Annotated in this window: 23 protein-coding genes; 12 read left to right on the top strand and 11 right to left on the bottom strand. The window is 64.7% G+C overall.

Annotated elements, in window-relative coordinates; translation table 11 throughout:
- Nucleotides 1-37 precede the first annotated feature (37 nt).
- Nucleotides 38-1,417 (top strand): NAD-dependent succinate-semialdehyde dehydrogenase, encoded by a 1,380-nt coding sequence (locus AC20117_RS12355; RefSeq protein WP_074699476.1) that lies wholly within the window; start codon nucleotides 38-40, stop codon nucleotides 1,415-1,417.
- A 67-nt stretch (nucleotides 1,418-1,484) separates the two neighbouring features.
- On the opposite strand, the gene AC20117_RS12360 is transcribed toward AC20117_RS12355, so the two are convergent.
- The 3 genes from AC20117_RS12360 to AC20117_RS12370 form a co-directional block, all read right to left on the bottom strand.
- Nucleotides 1,485-2,771, bottom strand: a complete 1,287-nt coding sequence (locus tag AC20117_RS12360; RefSeq protein WP_074699475.1) for a purine-cytosine permease family protein — start codon at nucleotides 2,769-2,771, stop codon at nucleotides 1,485-1,487.
- Nucleotides 2,772-2,908: 137 nt separating this feature from the next.
- A complete protein-coding gene (locus AC20117_RS12365) occupies nucleotides 2,909-4,915 on the bottom strand; it encodes a hydantoinase B/oxoprolinase family protein (RefSeq protein ID WP_101632593.1) in 2,007 nt (668 codons plus the stop codon).
- Complete coding sequence (locus tag AC20117_RS12370; protein ID WP_074699474.1) at nucleotides 4,915-6,969, bottom strand: hydantoinase/oxoprolinase family protein; 2,055 nt, start codon at nucleotides 6,967-6,969, stop codon at nucleotides 4,915-4,917. The genes AC20117_RS12365 and AC20117_RS12370 overlap by 1 nt, the downstream gene beginning before the upstream one ends.
- 172 nt (nucleotides 6,970-7,141) lie before the next feature.
- Between AC20117_RS12370 and AC20117_RS12375 the strand changes: the two genes are divergently transcribed.
- Nucleotides 7,142-8,722 carry a helix-turn-helix domain-containing protein gene (locus tag AC20117_RS12375; protein WP_074699473.1) on the top strand — a complete coding sequence of 527 codons (1,581 nt, stop codon included), beginning with the start codon at nucleotides 7,142-7,144 and terminating at the stop codon, nucleotides 8,720-8,722.
- Nucleotides 8,723-8,804: 82 nt separating this feature from the next.
- Nucleotides 8,805-9,371, top strand: a complete 567-nt coding sequence (locus AC20117_RS12380; RefSeq protein ID WP_074699472.1) for an HhH-GPD-type base excision DNA repair protein — start codon at nucleotides 8,805-8,807, stop codon at nucleotides 9,369-9,371.
- A gap of 37 nt (nucleotides 9,372-9,408) precedes the next feature.
- Here the strand turns inward: AC20117_RS12380 and AC20117_RS12385 are convergent, their stop codons facing one another.
- Nucleotides 9,409-9,963: a dihydrofolate reductase family protein gene (locus AC20117_RS12385; protein ID WP_074699471.1), complete on the bottom strand. Its 555-nt coding sequence runs from the start codon at nucleotides 9,961-9,963 to the stop codon at nucleotides 9,409-9,411.
- 101 nt (nucleotides 9,964-10,064) lie between these two features.
- Between AC20117_RS12385 and AC20117_RS12390 the strand changes: the two genes are divergently transcribed.
- The 3 genes from AC20117_RS12390 (at nucleotide 10,065) to AC20117_RS12400 (ending at nucleotide 11,462) form a co-directional block, all read left to right on the top strand.
- Nucleotides 10,065-10,757 carry a DsbA family oxidoreductase gene (locus AC20117_RS12390; protein WP_074699470.1) on the top strand — a complete coding sequence of 231 codons (693 nt, stop codon included), beginning with the start codon at nucleotides 10,065-10,067 and terminating at the stop codon, nucleotides 10,755-10,757.
- Nucleotides 10,758-10,901: 144 nt separating this feature from the next.
- Nucleotides 10,902-11,129: a hypothetical protein gene (locus AC20117_RS12395; RefSeq protein ID WP_074699469.1), complete on the top strand. Its 228-nt coding sequence runs from the start codon at nucleotides 10,902-10,904 to the stop codon at nucleotides 11,127-11,129.
- A 99-nt stretch (nucleotides 11,130-11,228) separates the two neighbouring features.
- Nucleotides 11,229-11,462 carry a zinc-ribbon domain-containing protein gene (locus tag AC20117_RS12400; RefSeq protein ID WP_074699468.1) on the top strand — a complete coding sequence of 78 codons (234 nt, stop codon included), beginning with the start codon at nucleotides 11,229-11,231 and terminating at the stop codon, nucleotides 11,460-11,462.
- Between the two features lie 47 nt (nucleotides 11,463-11,509).
- Here the strand turns inward: AC20117_RS12400 and AC20117_RS12405 are convergent, their stop codons facing one another.
- Together AC20117_RS12405 and AC20117_RS12410 are read right to left on the bottom strand one after the other, a co-directional pair.
- Nucleotides 11,510-12,127, bottom strand: coding sequence for a class I SAM-dependent methyltransferase (locus tag AC20117_RS12405; RefSeq protein ID WP_083339581.1), 618 nt, complete (start codon nucleotides 12,125-12,127; stop codon nucleotides 11,510-11,512).
- A 54-nt stretch (nucleotides 12,128-12,181) separates the two neighbouring features.
- Nucleotides 12,182-12,958 carry a type 1 glutamine amidotransferase domain-containing protein gene (locus tag AC20117_RS12410; RefSeq protein WP_083339580.1) on the bottom strand — a complete coding sequence of 259 codons (777 nt, stop codon included), beginning with the start codon at nucleotides 12,956-12,958 and terminating at the stop codon, nucleotides 12,182-12,184.
- Nucleotides 12,959-13,074: 116 nt separating this feature from the next.
- Here AC20117_RS12410 and AC20117_RS12415 point away from each other — a divergent pair, with 116 nt between their 5' ends.
- Both AC20117_RS12415 and AC20117_RS12420 read left to right on the top strand, forming a co-directional pair.
- Nucleotides 13,075-14,079, top strand: a complete 1,005-nt coding sequence (locus AC20117_RS12415; RefSeq protein WP_074699467.1) for a TIGR03557 family F420-dependent LLM class oxidoreductase — start codon at nucleotides 13,075-13,077, stop codon at nucleotides 14,077-14,079.
- Nucleotides 14,076-15,032 (top strand): coenzyme F420-0:L-glutamate ligase, encoded by a 957-nt coding sequence (locus AC20117_RS12420; protein ID WP_083339579.1) that lies wholly within the window; start codon nucleotides 14,076-14,078, stop codon nucleotides 15,030-15,032. The genes AC20117_RS12415 and AC20117_RS12420 overlap by 4 nt, the downstream gene beginning before the upstream one ends.
- Here the strand turns inward: AC20117_RS12420 and AC20117_RS12425 are convergent.
- From AC20117_RS12425 to AC20117_RS12435, 3 genes are all read right to left on the bottom strand, one after another.
- Complete coding sequence (locus tag AC20117_RS12425; RefSeq protein ID WP_083339578.1) at nucleotides 14,918-15,826, bottom strand: ABC transporter ATP-binding protein; 909 nt, start codon at nucleotides 15,824-15,826, stop codon at nucleotides 14,918-14,920. The genes AC20117_RS12420 and AC20117_RS12425 overlap by 115 nt on opposite strands.
- On the bottom strand, nucleotides 15,823-16,842 hold the full coding sequence (locus tag AC20117_RS12430; protein WP_074702970.1) for a putative F420-0 ABC transporter permease subunit: 1,020 nt from the start codon (nucleotides 16,840-16,842) through the stop codon (nucleotides 15,823-15,825). Before AC20117_RS12430 ends, AC20117_RS12425 begins: the two co-directional genes overlap by 4 nt.
- A 134-nt stretch (nucleotides 16,843-16,976) precedes the next feature.
- Nucleotides 16,977-17,975: a putative F420-0 ABC transporter substrate-binding protein gene (locus AC20117_RS12435; RefSeq protein WP_335643897.1), complete on the bottom strand. Its 999-nt coding sequence runs from the start codon at nucleotides 17,973-17,975 to the stop codon at nucleotides 16,977-16,979.
- Nucleotides 17,976-18,282: 307 nt separating this feature from the next.
- On the opposite strand from AC20117_RS12435, the gene AC20117_RS12440 reads away from it, so the two are divergent.
- The 4 genes from AC20117_RS12440 (at nucleotide 18,283) to AC20117_RS12455 (ending at nucleotide 23,050) form a co-directional block, all read left to right on the top strand.
- The gene (locus AC20117_RS12440) at nucleotides 18,283-19,131 is read left to right on the top strand and encodes a nitrilase-related carbon-nitrogen hydrolase (RefSeq protein WP_074699465.1); all 849 of its coding nucleotides are present in this window, start codon (nucleotides 18,283-18,285) and stop codon (nucleotides 19,129-19,131) included.
- A gap of 36 nt (nucleotides 19,132-19,167) precedes the next feature.
- Complete coding sequence (hydA, locus tag AC20117_RS12445; protein WP_074699464.1) at nucleotides 19,168-20,589, top strand: dihydropyrimidinase; 1,422 nt, start codon at nucleotides 19,168-19,170, stop codon at nucleotides 20,587-20,589.
- Nucleotides 20,590-20,596: 7 nt separating this feature from the next.
- Nucleotides 20,597-21,655, top strand: a complete 1,059-nt coding sequence (locus AC20117_RS12450; RefSeq protein WP_074699463.1) for a TIGR03842 family LLM class F420-dependent oxidoreductase — start codon at nucleotides 20,597-20,599, stop codon at nucleotides 21,653-21,655.
- A 315-nt stretch (nucleotides 21,656-21,970) separates the two neighbouring features.
- Complete coding sequence (locus AC20117_RS12455; RefSeq protein ID WP_083339531.1) at nucleotides 21,971-23,050, top strand: IS110 family RNA-guided transposase; 1,080 nt, start codon at nucleotides 21,971-21,973, stop codon at nucleotides 23,048-23,050.
- A 27-nt stretch (nucleotides 23,051-23,077) separates the two neighbouring features.
- Here AC20117_RS12455 and AC20117_RS24325 read toward each other — a convergent pair whose 3' ends face one another.
- Together AC20117_RS24325 and AC20117_RS12465 are read right to left on the bottom strand one after the other, a co-directional pair.
- On the bottom strand, nucleotides 23,078-23,227 hold the full coding sequence (locus AC20117_RS24325) for a helix-turn-helix transcriptional regulator (protein WP_236777294.1): 150 nt from the start codon (nucleotides 23,225-23,227) through the stop codon (nucleotides 23,078-23,080).
- Nucleotides 23,228-23,445: 218 nt separating this feature from the next.
- Entirely contained in the window at nucleotides 23,446-24,549 is a 1,104-nt protein-coding gene (locus AC20117_RS12465) for a CapA family protein (RefSeq protein ID WP_074702968.1), read from the bottom strand.
- Nucleotides 24,550-24,632: the final 83 nt, after the last annotated feature.

Genomic DNA, 24,632 nt, shown 5'->3' on the forward strand with positions numbered 1-24,632 from the left:
CTGGATGTGAACTCTTCCTGCCGATATTTTTGAAATCATGACTTACTACAAGAGTATAAATCCTGCTACCGGCGAAACGCTGCAGGAATTCGCTGCTGCCGCCGATGAAGAAATTTCCGGGTCACTCAAGAAAGCGCAGACCGCCTACGACTCATGGCGGCAGACGGCTGTTCCGGAGCGAACTGCAGTGCTGCTGCGCGTAGCCGAACTCTACCGGGACCGCCGGGATGAGCTGGCCAGAATCATCAGCCTGGAAATGGGCAAGCCGGTCAGCCAGGCCAAGGGCGAAGTAGGACTGGTCGCGGACATTTACGAGTACTACGCAACCGAAGGTCCGGCGTTCATGGAAGATGAGCTGTTGACCGTCCGCGGCGGCGGAGAGGCAGTTGTCCGTTCGGCCCCGGTCGGAGTGCTGCTTGGCATCATGCCGTGGAACTATCCCTACTACCAGGTGGCCCGGTTTGCCGCTCCGAACCTGATGCTGGGAAACACGATCCTGCTCAAGCACGCGCGCAACTGCCCGCAGTCGGCGATCGTGATGGAAGAAATCTTCCGTGACGCCGGGTTGCTCGACGGCGCTTATGTCAACATTTTTGCGACCAACGAGCAGGTCGCTGAAATCATCGCTGATCCCCGCGTCCAAGGCGTCTCCCTGACGGGCAGCGAGCGTGCAGGGTCCGCAGTAGCGGAGGTGGCTGGCCGTCACCTTAAGAAGTATGTGCTCGAGCTGGGCGGAAGCGATCCGTTCATTGTGCTGGACTCCGAGGACCTGGACGCAACCGTCAAGGCTGCGGTCGGCGGGCGCATGAGCAACGCCGGCCAGGCATGCACTGCCTCCAAGCGGTTCATCATCGTCGAGGACCTCTATGAAGAATTCGTGGATAAATTCACCGAGCGGATGGCACGGATCGAGCCGGGTGACCCACTGAAGCCCGAAACGCGCTTCGGTCCCCTGTCGTCGCAGACTGCCGCCGAAGAACTGATCGAACAGGTTCAGGATGCGGTGGGCAAGGGGGCTGTACTGCTCACGGGCGGCAAACTTGTCGAAGGACCGGGAGCGTACGTGGAACCGACGGTCCTCACCGGCGTGAAGCCCGGCATGCGCGCCTACTCGGAAGAGCTCTTTGGCCCCGCCGCGGTCGTCTACAAGGTTCGGGATGCCGAGGAAGCCATCGAACTGGCGAACGGGTCGCCCTATGGTCTCGGTGGAGCCGTCTTCAGCGTTGATGTAGAGAGGGCCAAGGAAGTTGCCGACCGGTTGGACACCGGCATGGTTTTTATCAATTCTGTGGCAGATTCACAGCCTGATTTGCCTTTCGGCGGCGTCAAACGCTCCGGCGTTGGCCGCGAGCTGGCGAAGTATGGCATGGCCGAATTCGTGAATAAGAAGCTCATCCGCGTGCCTGCTGGTAGTTAACGGAACGGCCGTTGAAGCTGTAAATCAGCTTCAACGGCCGTTTTCTGCCCAGTGTCAGGTTAATGTGTTAGACCTGCGACTGCAGCGTATTATCACGAATCCGCAGCCGCAAACCAGCATAAATGGAGGCAGCGAGCAGCGGCGTGACCAGCGTTCCCACAGTCGCTCCCCAGGCCAATCCGGACTGGATCAGGCCGATACCGATAGCTGCTGAAACACACCATGCGGCGACGCCTGCGGCGTTCACCCTCGGGAACGAACTGTCGGGCAGGCGGCCAGGTTCAGCGGGTCTGCCGGAGCGCCGGTCCAGAGCAATGTGCGTCAGGGCTATCGCCACCCAGCCTGTGACCAGGGCGCCCTGCCAAGACAATGCGACGAGCAGGTACTGGACAACGGGCAGCAGCATCAGCAGGAAGATGATGACCGCGCCGAGTAGGTTCCAGATAATTCCCGGCAGCTTCACTTTGAATGCCCGCTCGCCGAACTCCCGCAGGTTCGAGATGCCCAGAGCATAGTTCGCGGTGTTGATCCGCGTTTGCGAAACAAAGACCACCAGCAGGCCGAACAAGCCCATGAGGGAAACCAGACCACCGGCTACACCGGTTTCGGTGGCCTCCAGCCCCGGAATGGTGAAGGTCAGGAAGATTCCGATCAGGGCGTTGGCGCCGAAGGCCAGCGCATAGAACAGCCAGCCGAAGGTGTACCGCTTGTGGAACTTCTCGTCCTGCGGCTTGCCCAGCGCGGCGAAGTCCATGGTGTACATCATCAGGATCCAGACCCCCATGAAGGCGGCGTAGGTGCCGAGCCAGCCCGGCCCGCCGTCGGCGAACCGGAGTGCAGGCACCGAGTGAGTGAGCCAGTTGTCGGAGAAGCCGTGGGCTGTTCCGGCCCAGATGACCGCGGCAATGAGACCGCCCCAGTACACGGGCAGGAGCCAGCCGTTGATTTTGTCCAGCCAGCGCTGGATTCCGCCGGCCACCAGGGGCAGGGTGTAGAGGACGACGACGGCGTACCAGAGTGCCATTGGTCCGCCGAACTGCGCTTGGAACGCGAATGCGAGGATCGCGCCTTCGAAGACTGCGTAGTAGATCGCCGTGGCGGCAAAGATGATGGTGGCCAGCAGCGCGCCCGTACGGCCGAGGAGGCTTCGGGAGAACTGGGCGACGGTCAGGCCGTTGCGCAGCGCGTAGCCGGCCAGCACTCGGTTGATCATTCCGTAGCTGAGGATGGTCAGGCCCAAGCCGATCAAGGCATCTCGGGTCCCGTAGGCCTGGGCGAGGGCGGCGCCGATGTAGACGAAGAACATTGCGCTGACCAGCCCGTACCAGGCCATGGTGAGTGAGCCGCGGCTCATGCGCGTTGAATTGCTGGTTTCCTGAGGTAGTGCTTCGGTTGATGACACGGTTGTCTCCCGTAAGCGGGCATGGCGTCAGGAACAGACGTCCCTGACGCCATGCGGTGAGGATGGATTGCGGCCTTTCGGCCGGGTGGTTAGTGCCAGTGGGCGGAGGAGCGCCGGCCCATCAGCTCGCGGTACTGCTCTGTTGTGGTGGGGTAAAGTTCGCCGGTTCCCCAGTCGAGAATGACACCGTAACGACGGATTACGTCGAGCATGTGCAGTTCGCCGCTCTGGTACTTTTCCGCGATAACGGCGGCGTCTTCGGTCAACCATCCGAGGCGGTGGGTACGGATGTCCGTGCGAAGCATATCGCTGGCTGTTTCGTCGATCTCGAACTGGTCCAGTTCGGCGTCGATCTCATGGACGACGACGCCGTAGTCCGCCGCCGCGCGCTCGATGGAAACGTAGCCGTCAATGACATCCTCAAGGACCTCAGCATATGGGCGCTCCATGGGGTCGCCGTAGCCGCCGCCGCCAGCGGACGGCCGGGTGAACGAGTCGCCGGACTGGATCGGCACCGAAGAGAAATTGGAGCCGAGGAAACGCTCATCCGCCGTGCCCTTGTTGAGCCAGACGCCATGGGGAATGGAAGGCAGGCCGCCTTCGATACCCCAGGTGATGGAACGGGCGCGGTCGCAGCAGTAGCTCATTACGGTACTGGTGGCATCGGTGAGGATGCCGCCCTTCTCGATGCCGAGCCCGCCCCGGAAGCGTCCGGGCCCGCCGGAATCCACGGCGATCTGGTGCGTGGTGGTGAGGACAGGGGAGAGGCGTTCCTGGCCTTCCACGGGCTGCACAGCCAGGCCTGGTCCGAAGACGGGGGCGGTGGCGCTGGCGCCGTCCTTGCTCGCCCTGCCGCCCCAGCCGCCGGCCATCCAGTCGTACCACATGAAGTAAGGGTTGTCGGATGTGCGGTTATCCCGCCCGCCGACCAGCAGATACTCAAGGTTGAAGGCGCAGGCCATGGCGCGTTCGGGCATGATCCGGGACCACAGTTCGAAGATTCCGTTCATGAGTTTTTCATAAGGGCCGGAACAGAAACCCGTGACGGCGTAGGGCCAGCCGGCATTGACCACCGTTCCCTCGGGCCCGATCTCCGCATCCACCGCGGCGTAGAAACCGGAGTTGAGCGGCACGTCCGGGAAGAAGGTCTTGGTTCCCGCGTAGATGGCGGAGTGCGTGGTGCCATAGCCGGAATTGAGGAACGTTTCCACGGCCGGGGCTGACCCGGTCAGATCGTAGTGGATACCCTTGCCGTCGAGCGTCAGCTTGATGTGGATCGGCACCAGGCCCTCGCCCTTGCCCGGGTCGAAATCGATGTAGTCCACGGTTTCCCACTGGCCCTGCGGCAGGCTCTCGAGCCGCCGGCGGACGATCCGCTCGACATAGTCCTGCGTCTCCTGCATAGCTGCAACTACGGTGTCCTTCGAGTACTTGTCTACCAGGCGCAGTACCTCGCGCTCGCAGACCGCTGTCGCCTCGGACTGGGCCTGAAGATCTCCCATGGCCTGCTGCGGCGCCCTGGTGTTGGAGACCAGCAGTTGCGCCACGTCGTGGAGGAAGATGCCCTTGCTCCAGATGCGGACCGGCGTGATGCGCAGACCCTCGCCAAAATGTTCCTTCGCGTTGACGTCGAATGATCCCGGGACGTTGCCGCCGATATCGGCCCAGTGGCCCTTGTTCTGGGCGAAGGCAATCACTTCGCCTTCGGAAAAAACCGGCCTGATGAAGCTCACGTCGTTAAAGTGGGTGCCGCCGCGGTAAGGGTCATTGATGGCGAAGACATCGCCCGGGTGGATATCCGTACCGAACTCTTCGAGGATGGCCTTGCACTGGAAATGCAGCGTCCCCACGTGGACGGCGATGTCCCCGCTGCCCTGCATCACGGTGTTGCCGTTGGCATCGCAGAGCGCGGAGGAAAAGTCGCGCGAGTAGATAACGAAGGAGTAGCAGGTGCGCAGTATCTGCTCGCTCATCAGATCCACACTGGTGGCGAAGGCGTTCTTGAGGACTTCGAAGGTGACGGGGTCCAGGCCCGAAGCCAGGCGTGCTGCGGAATGCGCGGAATGGGTATCGGGTGCCAGTATCGTGTCAGTCATTACTTGGCCTCCTCGTTCTTGAATTCGGTCAGGTGGATGCGGATGTTCAGCCACTCATCGATCTCGGCGGTTGTCCGCGGCGGGACCACCGTGGTGGAGTCGAGCTGGTCGATGATGGCTGGCCCGATGAACGTGGCGCCAGCGGGCAGGGAGGAACGGTCGAAGACGGGCGTCTCCACCCAGCCGTCCGAACCGAAGTAGACCGGCCGCATGGATTCCGGATTGCCCGGGTCGGCCAGGAGTTCTTTCTCCGGTGCGAACGAGGGCTTGGGAGTCTTGCCGATGGCGGACAGCTGCAGCTGGTAAATCTCCACGGGCTGGTTGTCCTGCCGGAAGGCGAACTCCCGTTCGTGCTCCTGGTGGAAAGTCTGGATGGCTTCCTCAAGGGCGCCCTTGCCGGAGCCCATGGGAACGGCGAGCGAACGCCACTGCCCCTGGTAGCGCATCGAGATGACCCGCTGCAGCACAGAGTTTTCCTCATCGACGCCTTCATGGCGCAAGCGCGCGGTGGCCTCGGTTTCCAGGTTCAGGAACTGGGCTTCGAGATCCTCCGGGTCGGCTTCGGAAGCCAGCGCCGTATACATGGCGGAGAGGTCGTGGCGGATGTCCACCAGCAGGCAGCCCATGGCCGAGGTAACACCGGGGCTCGGAGGTACGACGACGGTGGGAATGTTCAACTCCCGTGCCACCTCAGCGCCGTGCAGGGCGCCGGCTCCGCCGAAGGCAATGAGCGCAAAGTCCCTCGGATCGTAGCCGCGGCGGATGGAAATCAGACGGACCGCGTCGGCCATGTTGGCGTTGGCGACTTGCAGAATTGCGTGGGCAGCCTCTTCATCGCTCATGCCGAGCGGACCGGCGATGACGCGGTTGACGGCGTCCTGGGCGAGGCCGCGGTCCAGGTTCTTGGCGCCGCCGGCCAAGGTAGTGCCCAGTCGGTTCAGCACCACGTTCGCATCGCAGTTGGTCGGCTGGTCGCCACCGGTGTTGTAGCAGGCAGGCCCCGGGTCGGCGCCGGCCGACTGCGGTCCGTTCCGGAGGGAACCCGCAATGTCGATGTGCGCCAGGGAGCCGCCGCCAGCTCCGATGGTCAGCACTTCGATGCTGGGGAACACGATCGGATGGCCGTATTCGACCTGCCATTCCTTGGTAATGCGCAGCTCGCCACCGGATACCAGCGCAATGTCCGTCGACGTACCGCCCATGTCGAGCCCGACGGCATTCTCGTAACCGCATTGCTGTGCAACGTGCTTGGCTGCAATGGCTCCTGCGGCAATACCTGAAGCGGCGAGCCGTACCGGATAGCGCTTCACCATGCGCGGCGTCATCGATCCGCCACCGGAGTGCAGCAGCAGCAGGTCGCCCGTGTAGCCGCCGCCCTTGAGTTCCTCCGCCAACCGGTTGACATAGCCGGAAACCAGCGGGGCGAGCACCGCATTGGAGACGGCGGTATTGAAGCGGTCGTGCTCGAAAATCTCCGGCAGGATCTCGGCTGACGTTGAGACCGTTGCGTCGGGGAGTTCCTCCTCCAGGATTTTCCGCATGCGCACTTCGTTCTCGGCGTTGGCATACGAGTTGATGAAGCAGACCGCAATGGTAGTGACGCCGCGCTTGCGCAGCAGGGCGGCAAGGCGGCGGGCATCGTCTTCATCCAGCGGCGTGACGATGTTGCCGGCATAATCCACCCGCTCGGTGACCTCGAAGCGGTCCCGGCGGCGGATGTAGGGGCCGGTGACGTCGTTGTAGGCGTCCCACAGGTCGTCCTTCGTGCCGTCGCGGATTTCAATCACGTCGCGGAAACCCCGGGTAGTGACCATGGCAGCTGTCGGAAAGTTGCGCGTAATGAGCGCGTTCGTGGCAACGGTGGTCCCGTGCGAGAAGAGCGAGACGTCTGCCAGATTGATCTCGGCACGTTTGACGCCGTTCATGACGGCCAGCATCGGATCCGCAGGCGTGGAGGGGACCTTCGTGACCCGCATGCGTTGTGTTTCTTCGTCGAAGATGCAGACGTCGGTGAACGTCCCACCAACGTCGACGGCGACTCGGACATTAGCCATCTTGTGATTCCTCCAAGGAAGTGGTTTTGCGTAGCCACTACGATCCAGTGTGACCCAGCTCTCTGTCACTGGAGGAATTGAAATACAATGGAAAGCACGATTGTAGTTTTTACAATGACCGCGCCAACGCCTTTTATTCGGCACCAACGGCAAACTTTCAAGGAAGCATTCGATGGACGCAAGGCCGGCACTTTCACTCTCCGATGTCGTCGCGGAGGCCGCTTTGGGATTGCAGGCTGTCGTGCCGGGGGACCCGAACGCCGTCGTTATTGGGGCACATACCAGCGAGATCCACGACCCGGCGAAATGGCTTGAACCCGAAACCGTCATGCTGACCACGGGACTGCGCTTCGTCGGAGCCGAGAGCGACTCAGGGCTGGCCGATAAGCTGGTAACGGAATTGAAGACGGCCAAGGTGGCGGCGCTGTTTTTCGGGGTGGGAGTGTACTTTCAGGACGTGCCCCGCACGCTCACCGCTGCGTGCAAACGAGCGAATTTCCCGCTGTACACGGTTGCGGCGGAAGTGCCCTTCCACCACATCGAGAATTTCATCAACCAGTCCAAACTTTCGCCGGACTCCTATGTCCTCAAGCGTGCCATGCGGCTGACGAATGACCTGCTGCAAAGCGTCTCCGCCGAGAACCCTGTCCAGGCGCTGATTGCCAGGCTCGGTTCGGTCTGCCGCGGAACCGCGGTGTTGTATGAGGACTCCGGCCGGATTGTTGAATCAACGGGCGAAGGCCCGTCTCATCTGATCTGGAACGAACTGCGGGATGCAAAGCAGGTGTCGGACCGGATGTCCATTGGCCGCTGGGAGGTCATGGCCCGCCCGCTGGTGCTGCGTGGTAACGGCTACTGGCTCGCGGTCGCGAGCAGGAACGCCGGCGTGATCGACGAACTGGGCGAGATGCTGCTGGAGACAACCCAGCGCCTGCTCGGCGCGATCAACGGCATCAGCCAGTTCTCCGTTTCGAAGGAACGCCATGAAAACGCCCAGTTGCTCAGTATGCTGCAGGACGGCATTCCGGTGGCAAGGGAATACCGGCACTGGGAACGGATGCGCACCTTTCGGTTTGTGCCGTATGAGCGGGTCCGCGCCGTCGTTGCCGCCAACCTGGAGCAAGAGCCGATCGCAGCTCCGATGGTTGAAAGACTCCTGCAGAGGGCGGCAGTCAGCGGTTTGGGTCTGCTGCTCGCGGAAAACGGTCGGACGCCGGAAAGCCCACCGGGATTCCATGCGCTGGTTTCGGACTCCGCAGCTCTCGAGGCTTGGCTGGGTTTGGCGGAGGATGTGTTCATTGGGCTTTCCGAGCCCTTTTCGGATCTTGCCACCACACCCGACGCCTTCCGTGAGGCCGAAACGGCCGCCGGAATCGCTGGCCGGAGGGCGAGAGCGGCCGGAGCGAACGGATCCGGCGGCCGATGGATCGTACGTTTGGACGAGGTGGACCCAGTAACGTGGTTGCTGGCCAGACGTCAGACTCCGCAGGACTCGGACAAGCTGGGTAAGTTCGCCCAGGGGCTTGACCGGGACCCGGAGCTCAGGCAGACGGTCCTGTGGTATCTGGCTCGCAATCTGGACATCGCGCAGGTTGCCAAGGTGCTCTTTGTCCACCCGAACACCGTCCGGTACCGGTTGAAAAAAGCCGAGGACCTTGTCGGAGGTCCGCTCTCCAGCCCGCGGGTCATCGCGAATCTTTACCTGGCCTATCACGAGGACATCCTCGCGCTTGAAGAGATCGTCCTGGTGTGAGGGAGGCGCTGGGGCGTTCGAAAAGCGTGCGCGGTGTAGCTTGGGATTAGCCAATGACCGTTTTCCGAGGGGAGCCTTGACGATGACCGATCTTTATCTGTCCGGAGATCCGGTTGCTGATGATCTGCTGAACGCCAATCCGTTCGCCCTGCTCACGGGAATGCTGCTCGATCAACAGATCCCGATGGAAGTGGCCTTCAGCGGTCCGGCAAAAATGGCCGACCGTCTCGGCGGGCTGGACGCGCAGCAGGTCGCCGACATGGATCCCGACGAGTTCCTCGAAGTGTTCCGGCAGAAACCCGCCGTTCACCGGTTCCCGAAGTCCATGGCTGGCCGCGTGCAGGATCTCGCACGCTCAATCGTTGAGGATTACGGCGGCGATGCGTCGGGCATCTGGACTGCCGGAAATCCGAGTGGTGCCGAGGTGCTTGCCCGGCTGAAAATGCTGCCCGGGTTTGGCGAGCAGAAGGCGAAGATCTTCCTGGCGCTGCTGGGCAAGCAGTTTGGGCTGGAGGCGCCGGGCTGGCGGGAGGCAGCAGGGGATTACGGGCGCAGCGATGTCGCGATGTCGATCGCCGACGTCACCGGTCCGGAGTCTCTTGTCGCAGTGCGCGCATACAAGCAACAGCAGAAGGCGAAGAAGAAGTAGCGGTAGCTCTGGCCTTGCCCGATGAAAGATTCCGCCGTCAGTTCAAATTTTCGCCGAGCAGGCCGTATTTCATGATCACGTTGCCCTTGCTGGTGATCTGTGAGTCCTGCAGGAACAGGCGCGTTGTCGGATCCTCGGGTTCGAAGAGGCGCTTGCCCTTGCCGGCGACGACCGGATGCTGCATCAGCGTCAGTGAGTCGAGCAGCCCGGCGAACAGCAGCTGGCGCACAACAGAGATACTGCCGCAAACGGCTATATCGTCGCCGTCGCCCTTCTTGAGCTCGCGCACGAAGTCTTCCAGTCCGCCGTCGATTAGCCGGGAGTTCTGCCACTCGAGGTTGCCGCTGAGCGTCCGGGATGCAACAAACTTCTCGATCGGGTTGATGAAGTCGGCGAACGGGTCCGAGGCGGTGGGCCAGTAGTCGGCCCACTGCTCGTAGGTCACCCGGCCCAGGATCACCGTGGAAGTGCTGTTGATGAAGTCGCCCAGGCCCGCGCCGAGTTCATCATCGAAACTGTCGAACTGCCACTGGTCCGGCGCTTCGACCACGCCGTCGACGGAGTGGAAGAGGCCTGAGGTAACTTTCCGCATGAGTATTCTCGTTTCTGCTGCTGGCTGCCTGGATCGGACTGTGAGTAGAACTGGCTGGTCGCAGGCTAGCGGAGCCGGGTGGGAAGGACAATACTTGGGGCATGGCACGCCCAAACGTCCCGCCCAATACCGTTACTGTCTTTACGGATGTGATGTGCGGCTGGTCCACGCTGGCCCTGCACCGCTTTTACCAGGCTCGTGACGCGGCCGGATTGACCGGCCGCCTGCATGTTGACCTGCAGCTGTTCCTGCTCGAGGACCTCAACCGCACGGCCCTCACAACCCGGATGATCGAACCGGAGAAGTCCGCCATCAACGCGCTGGCTCCTGAGCTGGAGTTCAAACAGTGGCAGCGCGATCCCTACGAGTGGCCCGTGACCAGCCTGCCGGCCAACGAAGCGGTCCACGCTGCCAAAGAACAATCGCTCGCTGCGGCGGAGGAACTCGACATGGCGCTGCGGCTCGCGTTCTGGCGGGACAGCCGCTGCATCAGCATGCGCCACGAAATTCTCGACGTCGCAACGGCGTGCAGTGCAGTCGACGTCGACAGGCTGCGCGACGCTTTCGACACTGGTCGAGCACGAGGACCCATGATGCAGTCCTACTTTGCCCACCGCGACGAAGTCCAGGGCAGCCCGCACTTCTTTCTCGCCGACGGTACGGATGTGGCCAATCCTGGAATGGAGCTGCACCAGGAAGACCAGGATGGCGCCGAAGTTCCGGTGGTCGACGACGACGAGCCCGGCGTCTACGACGGGCTGGTCCGGCACGCGGCGGCGGCCGGCGTCGGATAGCCGCACGAGGTCCATTGCCCGCATAACGGATTGAAAACGGCCTGCGGGGTTGTGGGGCGTTGCAGAGCTTGGCAGAGTGGTAATCGTGCTGATGGAACGGCGCAGACAGCCTCACAGCAGGACAATCAGGAAAGCGGGTACATCATGCAGATCGACAAGCAGCAGATCCTCGACCTCCTCCGGTCTACGGGCGACACAGGCAAGGCCGACCAGGCGCAGCAGGAGCTGCCTGACCAGGTAGACACCGAACGTGATTCCGGACTGCTATCCAAGCTCGGGATCGACGTCAACGACTTGCTTAGCAAACTCCCCGGCGGACTGGGCGAAAAGCTCGGCGGCCTCGGAGACAAGCTCGGCGGCTTCGGCCGCTGACCCAACAGCCACCATCTAAGCTCCGGCCCGGCACACCGCACGATAGTTGGGGGTGTCGGGCCGGCCTCTCCCATAAAGTTGCCAGGCGGAGGAGTTGCCATGCTGATCCTGTTCGGCTTCAGCAGGAGGCCGCGCGTGCTCGCCACCCGGCCGGGCACTTGCCCGTTCTGCGGTGTGAGCGGGCCGCAGCGCCTCATTGAGGAAGCCGGCAAATTCTCCCTCTTCTTCATCCCGATCTTCACCACCAGCCGCCGCTATTACTCGGAGTGCCTGCATTGCGGGCGCCACAACGAGATCTCCCGGCAGCAAAAGGACGCGCTCCTGCGGGCCTGACGCGCTTCCCTCCTCGGGCCTGACGCGCTCCCGCAGGCACAGCAGCGTCATTTCGCGGTGGCGGTACCCATCACGAGCGGGTTGAGCGGCTGCCATTTCGGCCCGATGAAGAACTCTTCGTCCAGCTTCACGGTAAAGCCGGCGGTGGCCATGGCTCCCACGGTGTCGCGGTTGGGATTGCAGCCTTGGGCGGCGAAACGCCAGACCGGGCGGACCAGATCCTGCACCTTGGCATGAACACCGAACCCGCGGACATGTTCCAGAAACAGCAGTTTTCCGCCGGGCTTGAGCACCCGCCGTGCCTCGGCCAGGGCGGATGCCTGGTCCGGCACCGTGCAGAGCACCAGAGTGTAGACCACGGCATCAACGCTGGAATCCTCTGCGGGAAGCCGGTCCGCTTCGCCGTCGTCGATCGTCACGTCTGTCGTAGCGGTGCCGATTTTCGCTTCCAGCCGCTTGCGCATATCCGGGTCCGGCTCCACCGCAACAACAGTGCACGACGGCGGGAAATGCGGCAGGTTGGCCCCGGTCCCGGCGCCGACGTCGATCACCCTGCCCTGCAAGCCGGACAGCAGCGCAGCCCGGCGCCGACCGAGGACCTGGGACTCGGCGAAGCGCGTGGCGGAGTCGTAGCGTGCGGCAAAGAACGCGCTTTTCAGCCCCACGGTGTACCCGCCTTCCGTCGAGCAGCCGCCGTTTGCCCGGCGGGCGTGCGCCGCTCAGTAGTCATCGTCGCGAACATCTTCGTCCCGGTCCGCATCAAATTCGGCTTCATCGTCCTGGGCCCCGGCGGGAGCGGGACCGAGGGCGGCGAGGACTTCCTTGGCAACGGCCTCGCTGGACTGCGGGTTCTGCCCGCTGATGAGGTTACCGTCGATGACCACATTGCTGGCCCACGCGGGACCCGCCTGCACAATGGCGCCGTTGGCCCGCAGCGTCGACTCGACCAGCCAGGGTGTGTTGTCGCCGGTGCCGCCGCCGAGCTCTTCCTCGTCCGTGAAAACGGTCAGGCGCCTGCCCACAAAGGCGAATTCGCCGTCGTCGTTCCTCGCGCTGAGCAATCCGGCCGGGCCATGGCAGAACGGGGCGATGATGATTTCCGCGCGGTCCGCCTCGGCCAGCAGCCGGCCCAGATCCGAATCCGTGGCGAGGTCGGCCATGGGGCCGTGGCCGCCGGGCAGCACAATCGCGTTGTAGTACGTGGGGTCTACCTCGGAGAGCACAAAGGGGTGCGAAAGCTCGGCGTCGATCTCCGCCAGATAGGCGGTGAAGTCCTCGGCCTTCTGCTGGCTGCCGGCCGACTCCGCGGTGAGGCTGATGGCATCCACCGTAGGCTTTTTGCCGCCGGGCGTCGCGATATTGACGGTGTGGCCGGCTTCGCTCAGGAGACGGTGGGAGACCACCAGCTCCTCGGCCCAGTAGCCGGTGGGGTGCTCGGTGCCGTCCTTCATAGTGAGCGAGTTTGCGGCCGAGACGACCATAAGGATCCGTGCCATGCTAATGCTCCTTGCGCCGGGATGGATATCTCCACCGTGCCACAGCGGCGGCGCCGGCAACAGGGTGGGAACCGGCACTCTTGTTTTCCCCAACGTTGCGGTGGAAGTATTCGACCATGAATACGTCCCTGACTATCGGTTATGCCGCGATGCTCGAGCAGTTCCACCCGCGCGCGGCAGTCGAGCTCTCCGAATATGCCGAGCAGAAGGGCTTTTCCGGCGTGATGGCGGCGGATCATTTCCAGCCGTGGGTGCCGGCCCAAGGCGAATCGGCCTTCGTCTGGAATGTGCTCGCAGCCCTGGGGGAACGGACCACGGGGGACATCGGGCCCGGCGTCACGTGCCCGACCTTCCGCTGGCATCCGGCGATAGTAGCGCAGGCCTCGGCGACGCTGGCCGCCATGTATCCGGGCCGGCACTGGCTGGGCCTGGGATCGGGCGAGGCGCTGAACGAGCACATCATCGGGCAGTACTGGCCGGAACCGCCGGAGCGCATCAACCGCATGTTCGAGGCGATCGAGATCATCAACAAGCTGTTCACCAACTCGCTGGCGGGCAAGGATGTCCGGCACAACGGCGCCTACTACAGGATGGAGTCCACCCGCTTGTGGACCATGCCCGAGGTGCCGCCGGAAATCCTGGTGGCTACCGCGGGCCCGGTCACGGCCAAGCGCGCGGGCAAGCATGCCGGCGGGCTGATTACCGTGGGGGCGCCGCTGGATAAGGTGGCGATGCTCTTCGACCGGTTCGACGCCGGCGCCAAGGAAGCGGGCAAGGATCCGTCCCGCATGCCGAAGGTGCTCCAGCTGCATCTGAGCTGGGCCCCGACCTATGAGGAAGCGCTGTCCAATGCCATGATCGAGTGGCCCAACGGCGGCATGAAGTTCCCCAAGGGGGACATCCGGTCCCCGTTCGAACTGGAGCAAATGGCCAAGCTGGTCCGGCCGGAAGACTTCGAGGGCCGGCTGCTCATTTCCGAAGATCCGGACGTGCACCGCGCCTACATCCAGAAGTTCGCGGACCTGGGGTTCGACCGGATCTACCTGCACAACGTCGGCCGCAACCAGCGCGAGTGGATCGACGTGTTCGGTGCCAAAGTCCTCCCGGCGCTGACCCGATGAGCCTGCGCGCGCTGTCCGTTTTCGCTATCGAGGGCATCGGCGAAATCACCGCTGGCGACGATCTGGCAGCCGTCATCCATTGCGCCCTCGGCGGGGAACTGCAGGACGGAGACATCCTCGCGGTTACGTCCAAAATCGTCTCCAAAGCTGAGGGCCGGACGCGGTCGGCAGCGGACCGCGAGGAAGCGATCACGGCGGAAACGGTGCGCGTTGTCGCCACGCGGGCGCATGCGAACGGCGTGACCCGGATTGTGGAGAACCGGCTGGGCATCGTCTCCGCCGCGGCCGGAGTGGACGCCAGCAATACGCCCGAGGGGACCATCCTCCTGCTGCCCGTTGATCCGGATGCATCGGCGCACCGGCTCCGCGTCGAACTGCATCGGCGCTGCGGCGTGAACGTCGCCGTCGTCATCACGGACACCCTCGGCAGGCCCTGGCGGAACGGGCAGACGGACGTAGCGATCGGCGTTTCCGGGCTGGCGCCGCTGGCCGATCTGCGCGGTTCGGTGGACAGCGCCGGCCGCCGGTTGTCCGCCACGGTCACCGCCGTGGCGGACGAGATCGCGGCGGCGGCGGACCTGGTCAAAGGCAAGACCAGTGGCTGCCCGGTCGCCGTTGTGCGCGGGTTGGGCGGCCTGGTTTCGGCTCCAAATAACGACGACGACGACGACGGCGCCTGCCCTGGCCACGCGGGTGCGGCCGCTTTGATCAGGTCCGCCGAACAGGACATGTTCCGGCTGGGCACGGCTGAAGCGATGGAGGCAGGCCGGCAGGAAGGCCTCAAAACCGGACGCCGAGAGGGGTTCGACGCCGGCCGGCGGGAAGGCTACCGGCAGGGCTATGAAGCAGGACTGGCCGAAGCAGCCCGCGGCCCAGCATCGGGCAACGGGCTCAAGGCCACCAGCGGCCTGCCCGTGAGCGGGTGCTCCAGCACTACGGCGTCCACTCCGTAGACCCGGCGGATCAGGTCCGGCGTCAGTACGTCGATGGTGGGACCGGCCGCTTCGACTTTGCCCTCCTGCAGGACGATCACCTGGTCGCAGTAGGCGGCGGCGATGTTGATGTCGTGCAGCGCGGCCAGGACCGCCACTCCGCCGGCCGCCAGGTTCCGGACCAGCTCCATGCTGGCCAGCTGGGCGTTGACATCCAGATGGTTGGTCGGCTCATCGAGCAGCAGGACCTCGGGCTCCTGGGCGAGGGCTTTGGCCAGCTGGACACGCTGGCGCTCGCCGCCGGACAACGTGGCGTACTGGCGTCGCGTGAAGCTGTCGAGGCCCACCGCGGTGAGGCTGCGCCGGGCAACGCCCAGATCCTCGTCACTGGTGCCCGCCAGCAGGGAACGGTAGGGCAGCCGGCCCAGCAGCACGACATCCAGCACGGTCAGCGGCAGGTCAGTGTCCGCGCTTTGCTCCACGAAGGCCAGCCGGCGGGCCCGCTCCTTGCGGCGCAGGGCATGGAGGTTGGAACCGTTCAGCTGGACGGAACCGGTATGCGGCACGGCGACTGCGCCCAGCAACTGCAGCAGGCTCGATTTTCCCGCGCCGTTGGGACCCAGCAGCCCGGTTACGGTGCCTGCCGGTACGTGGCAGTCCACGCCGCCGAGAATGAGCTTGCCGCCTGCCTGGTAGCCGAGGCCCAGCCCTTGCAGCGAAACGCTGGGCGGCGCGGCGGGAGAAGCTGGCGTGTTCGGGGCGACGGAACGCTGATCTGAGGTCAAGGGCTGGGTAGGACTGGTTGTCGGATTCATGAGGCGTTCCTCCAGCGCCAGAGCATGATGATGAAGACCGGCGCTCCCAGCAACGCGGTAATGATGCCGACCGGGATTTCGCGCGGATCGAACAGTGTCCTGGCGAGGGTGTCGGCCCAGACCATGAACAGGGCGCCGGCCAGGGCGGAGAGCGGAAGCAGTGCCCGGTGCCGCGCGCCGGTCAGCAGCCGGACGGCGTGCGGCAGGATCAAGCCGACGAAGCCGATGGAGCCGCTGACCGAGACCATCGCCCCGGTGAGCAGGGCCGTTCCGCCCAGCAGGAGCCAGCGGATGGCGGTCACGTTGAGCCCGAGGGCCGCTGCGGCGGTGTCGCCGAACGCGAAGCCGTCAAGGATCCGGCCGGCCAGCAGCACCGGCGTCCCCGCGACGGCGAACGCTACCCCGGTGATGGCAACGGAGCTCCACGTTGCGGCCGACAATGAGCCCATCATCCAGCTGAGTACTTCGCGGTAGGAATCGCCCTGCGCGGAGAAGAAGATGATGAACGAGGCCAGTGCGGAGGCCAGCGCGGAGACTGCCAGCCCGGCGAGCACCGTGCGGGTCGGAGTGATGACGCCCAGGGCCGAAGCCAGTCCGAGGGTGAGCGCCATCGCGGCCATCGCCCCGGCGAACGCGGCCACCGGCAGCAGTACTGCGGCGCCCAGCAGGAGGACCGCGACGGCGCCGAGCGAAGCCCCGGAGCTCAGCCCCAGCAGATACGGATCGGCCAGCGGATTGCGGGTGAGGGCCTGCATGACCGCGCCGCTGACGGCCAGGCCGGCTCCGACCAGCGCAGCCGTGAGCAGCCGGGGCAGCCGCAGCTCCCAGACAATGCCGTCCTGGATGGCAGTCAGCTCGACGGCGACGCCGAGGTGCTCCGGTTGGAGGCCCAGGTGCCGGAGGACGGAGCCGAGGACCTGCAGCGGCGACAGGTTTGCGGGACCGATCGAGACGGCGACCAGCACCGAGCCGACGAGCGCCATCAGCAGGACCGCGCCCCACAGCACCCCGGACATCGGCCGCTGATCAGCCAGGTTGCGGGGCCGCCGGTTAGGACTGCGGCGAGGCAGCCGGCCCCGGCCGGACGCGGAACCGGCAACGGTGGCGAGCGCCGTCGTCGTTATCTTGTGGCCGGGGTGCTCGCGCAGGCTCATGGCATATCCAGTTCCGCCAGCTGGTCCACTAGGGATTGGACTGTTTCGACGCTGCGGACGCCGGCTTCGGAAGCGGCGAAGGGGACCACCAGGTACCGGCCCTCCTTGACCGCGTCCAGCTGCGAGATCACCGGGTGCGCCTCCAGCACGCCGATCTTCTTCTCGGTGCTGCCCCAGCTGGAATCCACCAGCACAATGACGTCCGGATTCCGCTCCGCGACAACTTCCCAGGACAGCGGGGACCAGGCCTGGTCCACATCCGCGGCCACGTTCGTCAGGCCCGCCGCCTCCATGACCAGCTGGGGAGCGCCGCTGCCGCCGCCGACAAACGGGGTGTCGGAGCCGGAGCTGTACCAGAGCGCGGAGAGCTCCCGGCCGTGCGGCTCTATTGCGTCGAGTTGCGCCCGCTGTCCGGCGACGAGTTGCTCAGCCGCGGTGCCGGCGTCGAAAATCCGGCCCATCTCCCGGATGCCCGCGAAGATGTGCTCGAAGATCAGCGGAGCCGGCCGGTAGCCCGGCTGCTGGCACGCCGCAGGCGAGACGTACGTGTTGACGCCGAGCTTGGCCAGGGCCTCGCGCTCGCCGGCGCCGTCCGCGGAGAAGTTCGATTCCCACCCGGCGTAGACGAAGTCCGGCTCCAGCGCCAGCACCGGTTCCTGGGCCGGCAGCTGTTCGGAGATCACGGGGATGTCGTGCTGCCACCGCTCGGGCACCGGGCCGTCCGCGAAGGCCGTTCCCACCATCCGCTCGCCCAGGCCGAGGGCGAGCAGCAGTTCCGTGCTGGTGGACTTGATCGTGACGGCACGCTCCGGCGGCGCCGTGAAGGTGACCTTGGTGCCGCAGTTATCCAGGGTGAAGGGAAAGCCCGGCGGTGGGGCGCCGGCTGCGTCCGGGCCAGCTCCAGGGGCCGGACCCGCGGTGTCCGGAGCGGAGCCGGCCGGGGCGGGGCCACCGCACCCGGCGAGCAGCAGCGAAGCCGCGGCCAGAAGGGGCAAAACGGAGCGTAACGAGGCGGGATTGCGCATGGGACCTCGGTTCGTCAGCCAGGCGCAGTGGTGTTGGCAGCCAGCGCGCCGGGGCGCTGTTCAAAGGAACCGGCGACAGCCGGTGACCGGCGGCCCAATTCCAGGCCGTGCGGGCCGGTCATACGCAACCGGTGGGTCCGAGACCGAGTATAGGCCCCATTTAAATTCCATTGGAGGTTTCGGACTTCGGACCATGGTTTTCCAAGCACGGTGGGGCTATCGTTTCAGGCACGTGACGGACGTTGAGCCCAGTCTTAAGGCATATCGGAGGCAGTCGATGACAACGGTTAGGGCAGCACTCACACAGACCACCTGGACCGGGGACGAGGAGTCCATGGTCAGGAAGCACGAAGACTTTGTGCGCAAGGCAGCGGCCGAGGGCGCCCAGGTGATCTGCTTCCAGGAACTGTTCCACGGGCCCTACTTCGGCATCGTCCAGGACAGCAAGTACTACGACTTCGCGCAGCCGGTGCCGGGTCCGTTGACGGAGCGCTTTGCCAAGCTGGCCGCCGAGCACCACATGGTCATCATCCTGCCGGTCTATGAAGAGGAACAGCCAGGCATCTACTACAACACCGCCGCGGTGATCGACGCGGACGGGACGTATCTGGGCAAGTACCGCAAGAACCACCTGCCGCATGTGGACAAGTTCTGGGAGAAGTTCTACTTCCGGCCCGGAAACCTCGGCTGGCCGATCTTCGACACCGCGGTGGGCAAGGTCGGCCTGAACATCTGCTACGACCGGCACTTCCCGGAAAGCTGGCGGGCGCTAGGCCTCAACGGCGCACACCTGGTCTTCAACCCGAACGCCTCCAAACCCGGACTTTCCAACCGGTTGTGGGAACTGGAACAGCCTACCGCCGCAGCCGCCAACGGCTACTACGTGGTGGTGCCGAACCGTGTGGGATCGGAAGCCAACGAGTTCGGCGACGAGGCGGTGAACTTCTACGGCACCTCCTATGTGGTGGACCCGCAGGGGAACTACGTGGGCGAACTGGGCAGCGGCAGCGAGGAGGAACTGCTGATCCGCGACCTGGACATGGACCTGATCCGCACCGCCCGCAATAGCTGGCAGTTCTACCGCGACCGCCGCCCGGACGCCTACGGGCCGATCGTTGCACCGTAAGCCGCCCGGCCCCAAGAACTTGGCAGGAGGAACCCGATGTCTACAACCCTGATTACCGGCGGGACCGTGGTCAGCTCGACAGGCCGCAGCGAAGCGGATGTACTGATCGACGGCGAAAAGGTCGTGGCCGTACTGGCGCCCGGTTCCACCCTGCTGGGCCATGACCTGAAGTCCTCGGTGGACACCGTGCTGGACACCGCCGGCAAATACGTTGTCCCCGGCGGGATCGACGCGCACACCCACATGCAGATGCCCTTCGGCGGCACCGAAGCGAGCGACACCTTCGAAACCGGTACGCGGGCCGCAGCATGGGGAGGTACGACGACGATCGTGGACTTCGCGATCCAAAAGTACGGCGAACGGGTGATGGACGCGCTGAACGCCTGGCACGACAAGGCGTCCGGCCAGTGCGCCATCGACTACGGTTTCCACCAGATCATCGGCGACGTGAACGACGATTCGCTCAAGGCCATGGAGGGCCTGATCGGCGAGGGGATCTCCAGCTACAAACTGTTCATGGCGTACCCCGGGGTTTTCTACAGCGACGACGCGCAGATCTTCAAGGCGATGCGCGTCGGGGCGGACACCGGATTGATGACCATGATGCACGCCGAGAACGGTCCGGCGATCGACGCCATGGTGGCCGAACTGCTGGCCCAGGGCAAGACCGATCCGTACTACCACGGGGTGGCGCGGGCATGGCAGATGGAGGAGGAAGCCACCCACCGCGCCATCATGCTGGCCAATCTCACCGGCGCCCCGCTGTACGTGGTCCACGTCTCGGCCAAGCAGGCCGTGGCCCAGCTGGCGGCGGCCCGGAACAACGGACAGAACGTCTTCGGCGAAACCTGCCCGCAGTACCTGTACCTCTCGCTGGAAGACCAGCTGGGTGCGCCGGGTTTCGAAGGGGCTAAATGGGTATGTTCCACGCCCCTGCGGTCCAAACTCGAGCATCACCAGGACCACATGTGGCAGGCGCTGCGCACCAACGATCTCCAGATGGTCTCCACCGACCACTGCCCGTTCTGTATGAAGGGGCAGAAGGACATGGGCCTGGGGGATTTCTCCAAGATCCCCAACGGCATCGGCGGGGTGGAGCACCGGATGAACCTGATCTACCAGGGCGTGGCGGACGGCAAGATCCCGCTGGAGCGCTGGGTGGAAATCACCAGCACCACCCCGGCGCGGATGTTCGGCATGTACGGACGTAAAGGCGTCATCACCCCCGGTGCCGATGCCGACGTCGTTATTTACAACCCGGCAGGGCATACGTCGCTCGGGCTGGAGAAGACCCACCACATGAACATGGACTACTCCGCGTGGGAAGGCTTCGAGATCGACGGCCACGTGGACACCGTCCTGTCCCGCGGCCGCGTCATCGTCGACGACAACCAGTACCTGGGCAGCAAGACGCACGGGCAGTACCTGAGGCGTGCTCCCAGCCAGTACCTGATCTAGGAGCGCCATGGAATTCGGAACAGTCCTCCAGTGCAACCCGCCGGCAGCCCGCACCGTGGCGCTGGCGAAGAAGGCCGAAGAGCACGGGTTCGACTACGTTTGGACCTTCGATTCGCACCTGCTGTGGCAGGAGCCCTACGTGATCTACAGCCAGATTCTGGCCGAGACCCGCACCATCAAGGTGGGCCCCATGGTCACCAACCCGGCCACGCGGGACTGGACCGTCACGGCGTCCACCTTCGCCACGCTGAACCAGATGTACGGCAACCGGACGGTGTGCGGAATCGGCCGCGGCGACTCGGCCGTGCGGGTAATCAACGGCGCGCCGACCACCCTGAAGACACTGCGCCAGGCCGTCCACGTAATCCGCGAACTGGCCAACTCGCGCCCGGTCGAATACAACGGGGCCACCCTCCAGTTCCCGTGGAGCATAGGGTCCGAGCTGGAGGTGTGGGTTGCCGCCTATGGTCCGCTGGCGCTGAAGCTGGCCGGCGAAGTGGGCGACGGCTTCATCCTGCAACTGGCCGATGTGGACATTGCTGAATGGATGATCCAGACCGTGCGCCAGGCAGCCGCCAATGCGGGACGGGATCCGCTGGCCGTCAAGTTCTGCGTGGCCGCGCCGATGTATGTGGGCCAGGACTGGGAACACATGCGCGACCAGTGCCGCTGGTTCGGCGGCATGGTGGGCAACCATGTGGCGGACATCGTGGCCAAGTACGGCTCGGACTCCGCGGTGCCGCAGGCCCTGACCGATTACATCGCCGGCCGCGACAGCTATGACTACAACGAGCACGGCCGCGCTGGCAACACCCACACATCGTTTGTCCCGGACGAGATTGTCGACCGGTTCTGCGTGCTCGGCACGGCGGAGCAGCACATCGAGAAGCTGGAAAAGCTCAAGGCCCTCGGCGTCACCCAGTTCGCCGGCTACCTGCAGCACGACAACAAAGAGGAGACGCTGCGGGTCTACGGCGAAACCATCATGCCCGCGCTTCGCGAGCACGTGGTGGCCAAAGCAGAAGCGGATCGGCCTGACCTGACCCGGCAACAGGCCTCCACATAACGGCGGCAAACAGAGTACGACTGTGAGACTTTCTTGTAGCTGGTCTGGGACTGGCTGGCAGGATGGGTACTGGCCGTTCCGCCGGCCATGGATGTGACTCGAGCGTACGTTGACCATGAAGTGTCTTGCCGCCGACTTGTCCATCCGTGGCGCGGGCCGGCCGGACCTGTCCGGCCCACCTCGGTAGCTTGATCAGAAGATTGTCCGCCGCCTTGAGGCGCGTGACCCGTCACAGTGCTGTTCCGATGTGTTTCCTACCCGGACTGGTACCGGCCGACAGCGGCCTGACCATCTCCATCACTGAGGAAAGGTGCCGTGACCGCCATTTCTATCGTCGCGCATTCCTACCCGTTTGTCGTGGGCGTCGACACCCACGCCCGCAATCACGTCTACGCGATCCTTGCAGCCAGGACCGGCGAGCTGATCGATACCCGAGACTTCCCAACGACGTCTGCCGGCATCAACAGGGCCATCGCGTGGGTGGCCCGCCGCACCGACGCAGACGCTGACACGCTGTGGGTGATCGAAGGCGCCGCATCTTACGGAGCCGTCCTGGCCGGCGCTGTCGCCGCCGAGGGTTACCCGGTGGCCGAGGCTCCGCGAATGGACGCGAAGAAACGCCACGGCGTCGGCAAATCCGATGCCCTCGATGCGCACCACATTGCCGCAGCCGCGTTGCCGCTGCCACAGGCGAAGCTATGCCGCCCGAGGCTCAACGAGGGGGTGCGCCAGGCCTTGCGGATCCTGGTCACGGCCCGCGACGCCATGAGCGCCGAGCGCACCCGTTCGGTCAACTCGCTCACCGCACTGCTGCGCACCAATGATCTGGGATTGGACGCCCGCAGGGCACTCTCAGCAGCTCAGATCGCTGAAGCGTCGCGGTGGCGCGCCCGAGAGGAGGAACTGTCCCTGACCATCGCCCGGACCGAGGCAACGCGGTTGGCCAAACGTGTCCTCGAACTCGATGACCAGCTCAAAGCCAATGACAAGCAAGTGACCGAGCTGGTACAGATCAGCGAGGCCGCACCCCTGCTGCATGAAAAGGGCTTTGGGTCCGTCACTGCAGCGACCTGCCTCACCGCCTGGTCCCATCAGGGACGGGTTCGGAACGAGGCGGCCTACGCCTCCCTGGCCGGCGTGAATCCTATCCCCGCTTCCTCAGGAAACACCGTCCGGCACCGCCTGAACCGAGGCGGAGACAGAAACCTGAACCGCGCTCTCCACATGGTCGCTCTCACCAAGATGACCCACGACGAGGAGACCCGGAGATACGTGGAGAAACGGCGAACAGAAGGACGCACCGACCGGGAAATCCGCCGATGCATCAAACGCTACCTAGCCCGACGCGTCCACCGCACGCTCAACGCCGCGAGCCCGTGCCTGAAGAGCGCTTGACAGACATAGAAGAGTCGGCGGTGCGCCTCAGCGCGCGATGGTTTCCTTGTCGGGCTCCACCGCGTCCGGCCGCAGGCGTGCCGCGAGTTCGCCGCGGCTGTGGACGCCGACCTTGGCGAAGACGGACTTCAAGTGGTCCTGCACGGTATGCGCCGAGATGAAGAGCCTGTCCGCCATCTCCGCCGTCGAACGCCCGGCGATGACCTCGGCACAGATGTGCCGTTCACGGGGCGTGAGTCCGTAGGCGGCCAGCAGGAGGGCGATCAGCTCCTGTCCCGCGGCCGGCTCAATAACGACGGCGGTCGAGGCCTCCTCCGCGCCGATCAGCAGGGACGCGTGGAGGATGGCCCAGTGCCCGCGGGCATCGCGCAGCTTCGCCCGGACTTCCAGTTACCTCACCTGGCTGTCATGGTGCCATCATTCGCCAGACTGATCGTGGTGCCGAAGCTGCTGCTGGCGTCGCCAAGCACGCGGTGCAGCCAAGCGGCGTCATCCCCTGTGGCCCGCTCCAGCCGCATGCGCCGGGAGCGCATGGGCACAAGGCGCAGCTCGTGCAGTTCCCGGGTGCGCGTGTCCACGGTGACGAAGTACAGGAGGCGCAGGTCGTCACGGAACTGCTCGTAACCGCTGATGCCCTCGTAATCGTTGATCAGGTCGCCGCAGCCGTACAGGATCGGCTGGCCGCGGTAGACCTCGATCGGACGCGGATGGTGCGACGAGTGGCCATGTACTATGTCGATGCCGCCATCGATCAGCCGGTGGGCAAACTGGACCTGGCCGCGGGGAACGGCGTAGCCCCAGTTCGAGCCCCAATGCAGGGAGGCCACAGCGAGGTCGCCTTCCCGCTTGGCGGCGTGCACGCGTTCGATGATCAGTGCTGCACTGTCCGCGGACAGATCCGGCAGCAGAGCCACGCCTGGCCGGTGGTCACCGGCGGCATTGGCGGGGGAGATGCCGCTCGACTCCAGTCCGGCCGACCAGATGAGCATCCTCCCGTGACCGGTGCTCAGCACCGCCGGGTTCCACGCTTCCTGGGCGTCCCGCCCTGCACCAGCGGTTCGGATACCTATGCCGTGCAGCACGTCGACCGTGTCAGTCAGGCCGGCGACGCCGAAGTCCAGCACGTGGTTGTTCGCCAGCACACAGACATCGATGCCGGCGATAGTGAGACAAGCGATGTTGTCCGGGCGCATGCGGTAGTGGATGCCCTTGCGCGGGGCGAAATCGCCGTCGTTGGTAATGCTGGTTTCCAGGTTCACCACCCGCGCATCCGGCGCGGCTTCGCCGATAATCTCCAGCGCATCGCCCCACGGCCAGTCCGGCTCCACCGGTCGGGGAATGGGACCGTTGGCCGCTTCGGCCAGCGCAACGTAATCCCGAGCATTGCGGATGTACCCCTCGCGCAGCTTCGGCGATCCCGGGCTGGGCAAGATCTGGTCGATACCCCGACCGGTCATCACGTCTCCGGCGAGGAACAGTTTGATCGTGTCGGAAGCCATCAGCGCCACCCGTTCCCACGGCCTATCTAAAACCACTTTAGCGCTGCCCCTCCGGGATTCCCCTGTTGAAAATGACCGACGCC

Source organism: Arthrobacter crystallopoietes (assembly GCF_002849715.1).
Lineage (GTDB): Bacteria > Actinomycetota > Actinomycetes > Actinomycetales > Micrococcaceae > Crystallibacter > Crystallibacter crystallopoietes.

What these genes read in the sequence shown, in the direction of transcription:
- AC20117_RS12415 (WP_074699467.1), top strand. Translation starts at nt 13,075, where the DNA reads ATGAATACGTCCCTGACTATCGGTTATGCCGCGATGCTCGAGCAGTTC.
- AC20117_RS12380 (WP_074699472.1), top strand. Translation starts at nt 8,805, where the DNA reads ATGACCGATCTTTATCTGTCCGGAGATCCGGTTGCTGATGATCTGCTG.
- AC20117_RS12430 (WP_074702970.1), bottom strand. Translation starts at nt 16,842, where the DNA reads ATGTCCGGGGTGCTGTGGGGCGCGGTCCTGCTGATGGCGCTCGTCGGC.
- AC20117_RS12385 (WP_074699471.1), bottom strand. Translation starts at nt 9,963, where the DNA reads ATGCGGAAAGTTACCTCAGGCCTCTTCCACTCCGTCGACGGCGTGGTC.
- AC20117_RS12410 (WP_083339580.1), bottom strand. Translation starts at nt 12,958, where the DNA reads ATGGCACGGATCCTTATGGTCGTCTCGGCCGCAAACTCGCTCACTATG.
- AC20117_RS12370 (WP_074699474.1), bottom strand. Translation starts at nt 6,969, where the DNA reads ATGGCTAATGTCCGAGTCGCCGTCGACGTTGGTGGGACGTTCACCGAC.
- hydA (WP_074699464.1), top strand. Translation starts at nt 19,168, where the DNA reads ATGTCTACAACCCTGATTACCGGCGGGACCGTGGTCAGCTCGACAGGC.
- AC20117_RS12450 (WP_074699463.1), top strand. Translation starts at nt 20,597, where the DNA reads ATGGAATTCGGAACAGTCCTCCAGTGCAACCCGCCGGCAGCCCGCACC.
- AC20117_RS12465 (WP_074702968.1), bottom strand. Translation starts at nt 24,549, where the DNA reads ATGGCTTCCGACACGATCAAACTGTTCCTCGCCGGAGACGTGATGACC.
- AC20117_RS12355 (WP_074699476.1), top strand. Translation starts at nt 38, where the DNA reads ATGACTTACTACAAGAGTATAAATCCTGCTACCGGCGAAACGCTGCAG.
- AC20117_RS12400 (WP_074699468.1), top strand. Translation starts at nt 11,229, where the DNA reads ATGCTGATCCTGTTCGGCTTCAGCAGGAGGCCGCGCGTGCTCGCCACC.
- AC20117_RS12360 (WP_074699475.1), bottom strand. Translation starts at nt 2,771, where the DNA reads ATGAGCCGCGGCTCACTCACCATGGCCTGGTACGGGCTGGTCAGCGCA.
- AC20117_RS12425 (WP_083339578.1), bottom strand. Translation starts at nt 15,826, where the DNA reads ATGAATCCGACAACCAGTCCTACCCAGCCCTTGACCTCAGATCAGCGT.
- AC20117_RS12420 (WP_083339579.1), top strand. Translation starts at nt 14,076, where the DNA reads ATGAGCCTGCGCGCGCTGTCCGTTTTCGCTATCGAGGGCATCGGCGAA.
- AC20117_RS12390 (WP_074699470.1), top strand. Translation starts at nt 10,065, where the DNA reads ATGGCACGCCCAAACGTCCCGCCCAATACCGTTACTGTCTTTACGGAT.
- AC20117_RS12440 (WP_074699465.1), top strand. Translation starts at nt 18,283, where the DNA reads ATGACAACGGTTAGGGCAGCACTCACACAGACCACCTGGACCGGGGAC.
- AC20117_RS24325 (WP_236777294.1), bottom strand. Translation starts at nt 23,227, where the DNA reads ATGGCGGACAGGCTCTTCATCTCGGCGCATACCGTGCAGGACCACTTG.
- AC20117_RS12375 (WP_074699473.1), top strand. Translation starts at nt 7,142, where the DNA reads ATGGACGCAAGGCCGGCACTTTCACTCTCCGATGTCGTCGCGGAGGCC.
- AC20117_RS12395 (WP_074699469.1), top strand. Translation starts at nt 10,902, where the DNA reads ATGCAGATCGACAAGCAGCAGATCCTCGACCTCCTCCGGTCTACGGGC.
- AC20117_RS12365 (WP_101632593.1), bottom strand. Translation starts at nt 4,915, where the DNA reads ATGACTGACACGATACTGGCACCCGATACCCATTCCGCGCATTCCGCA.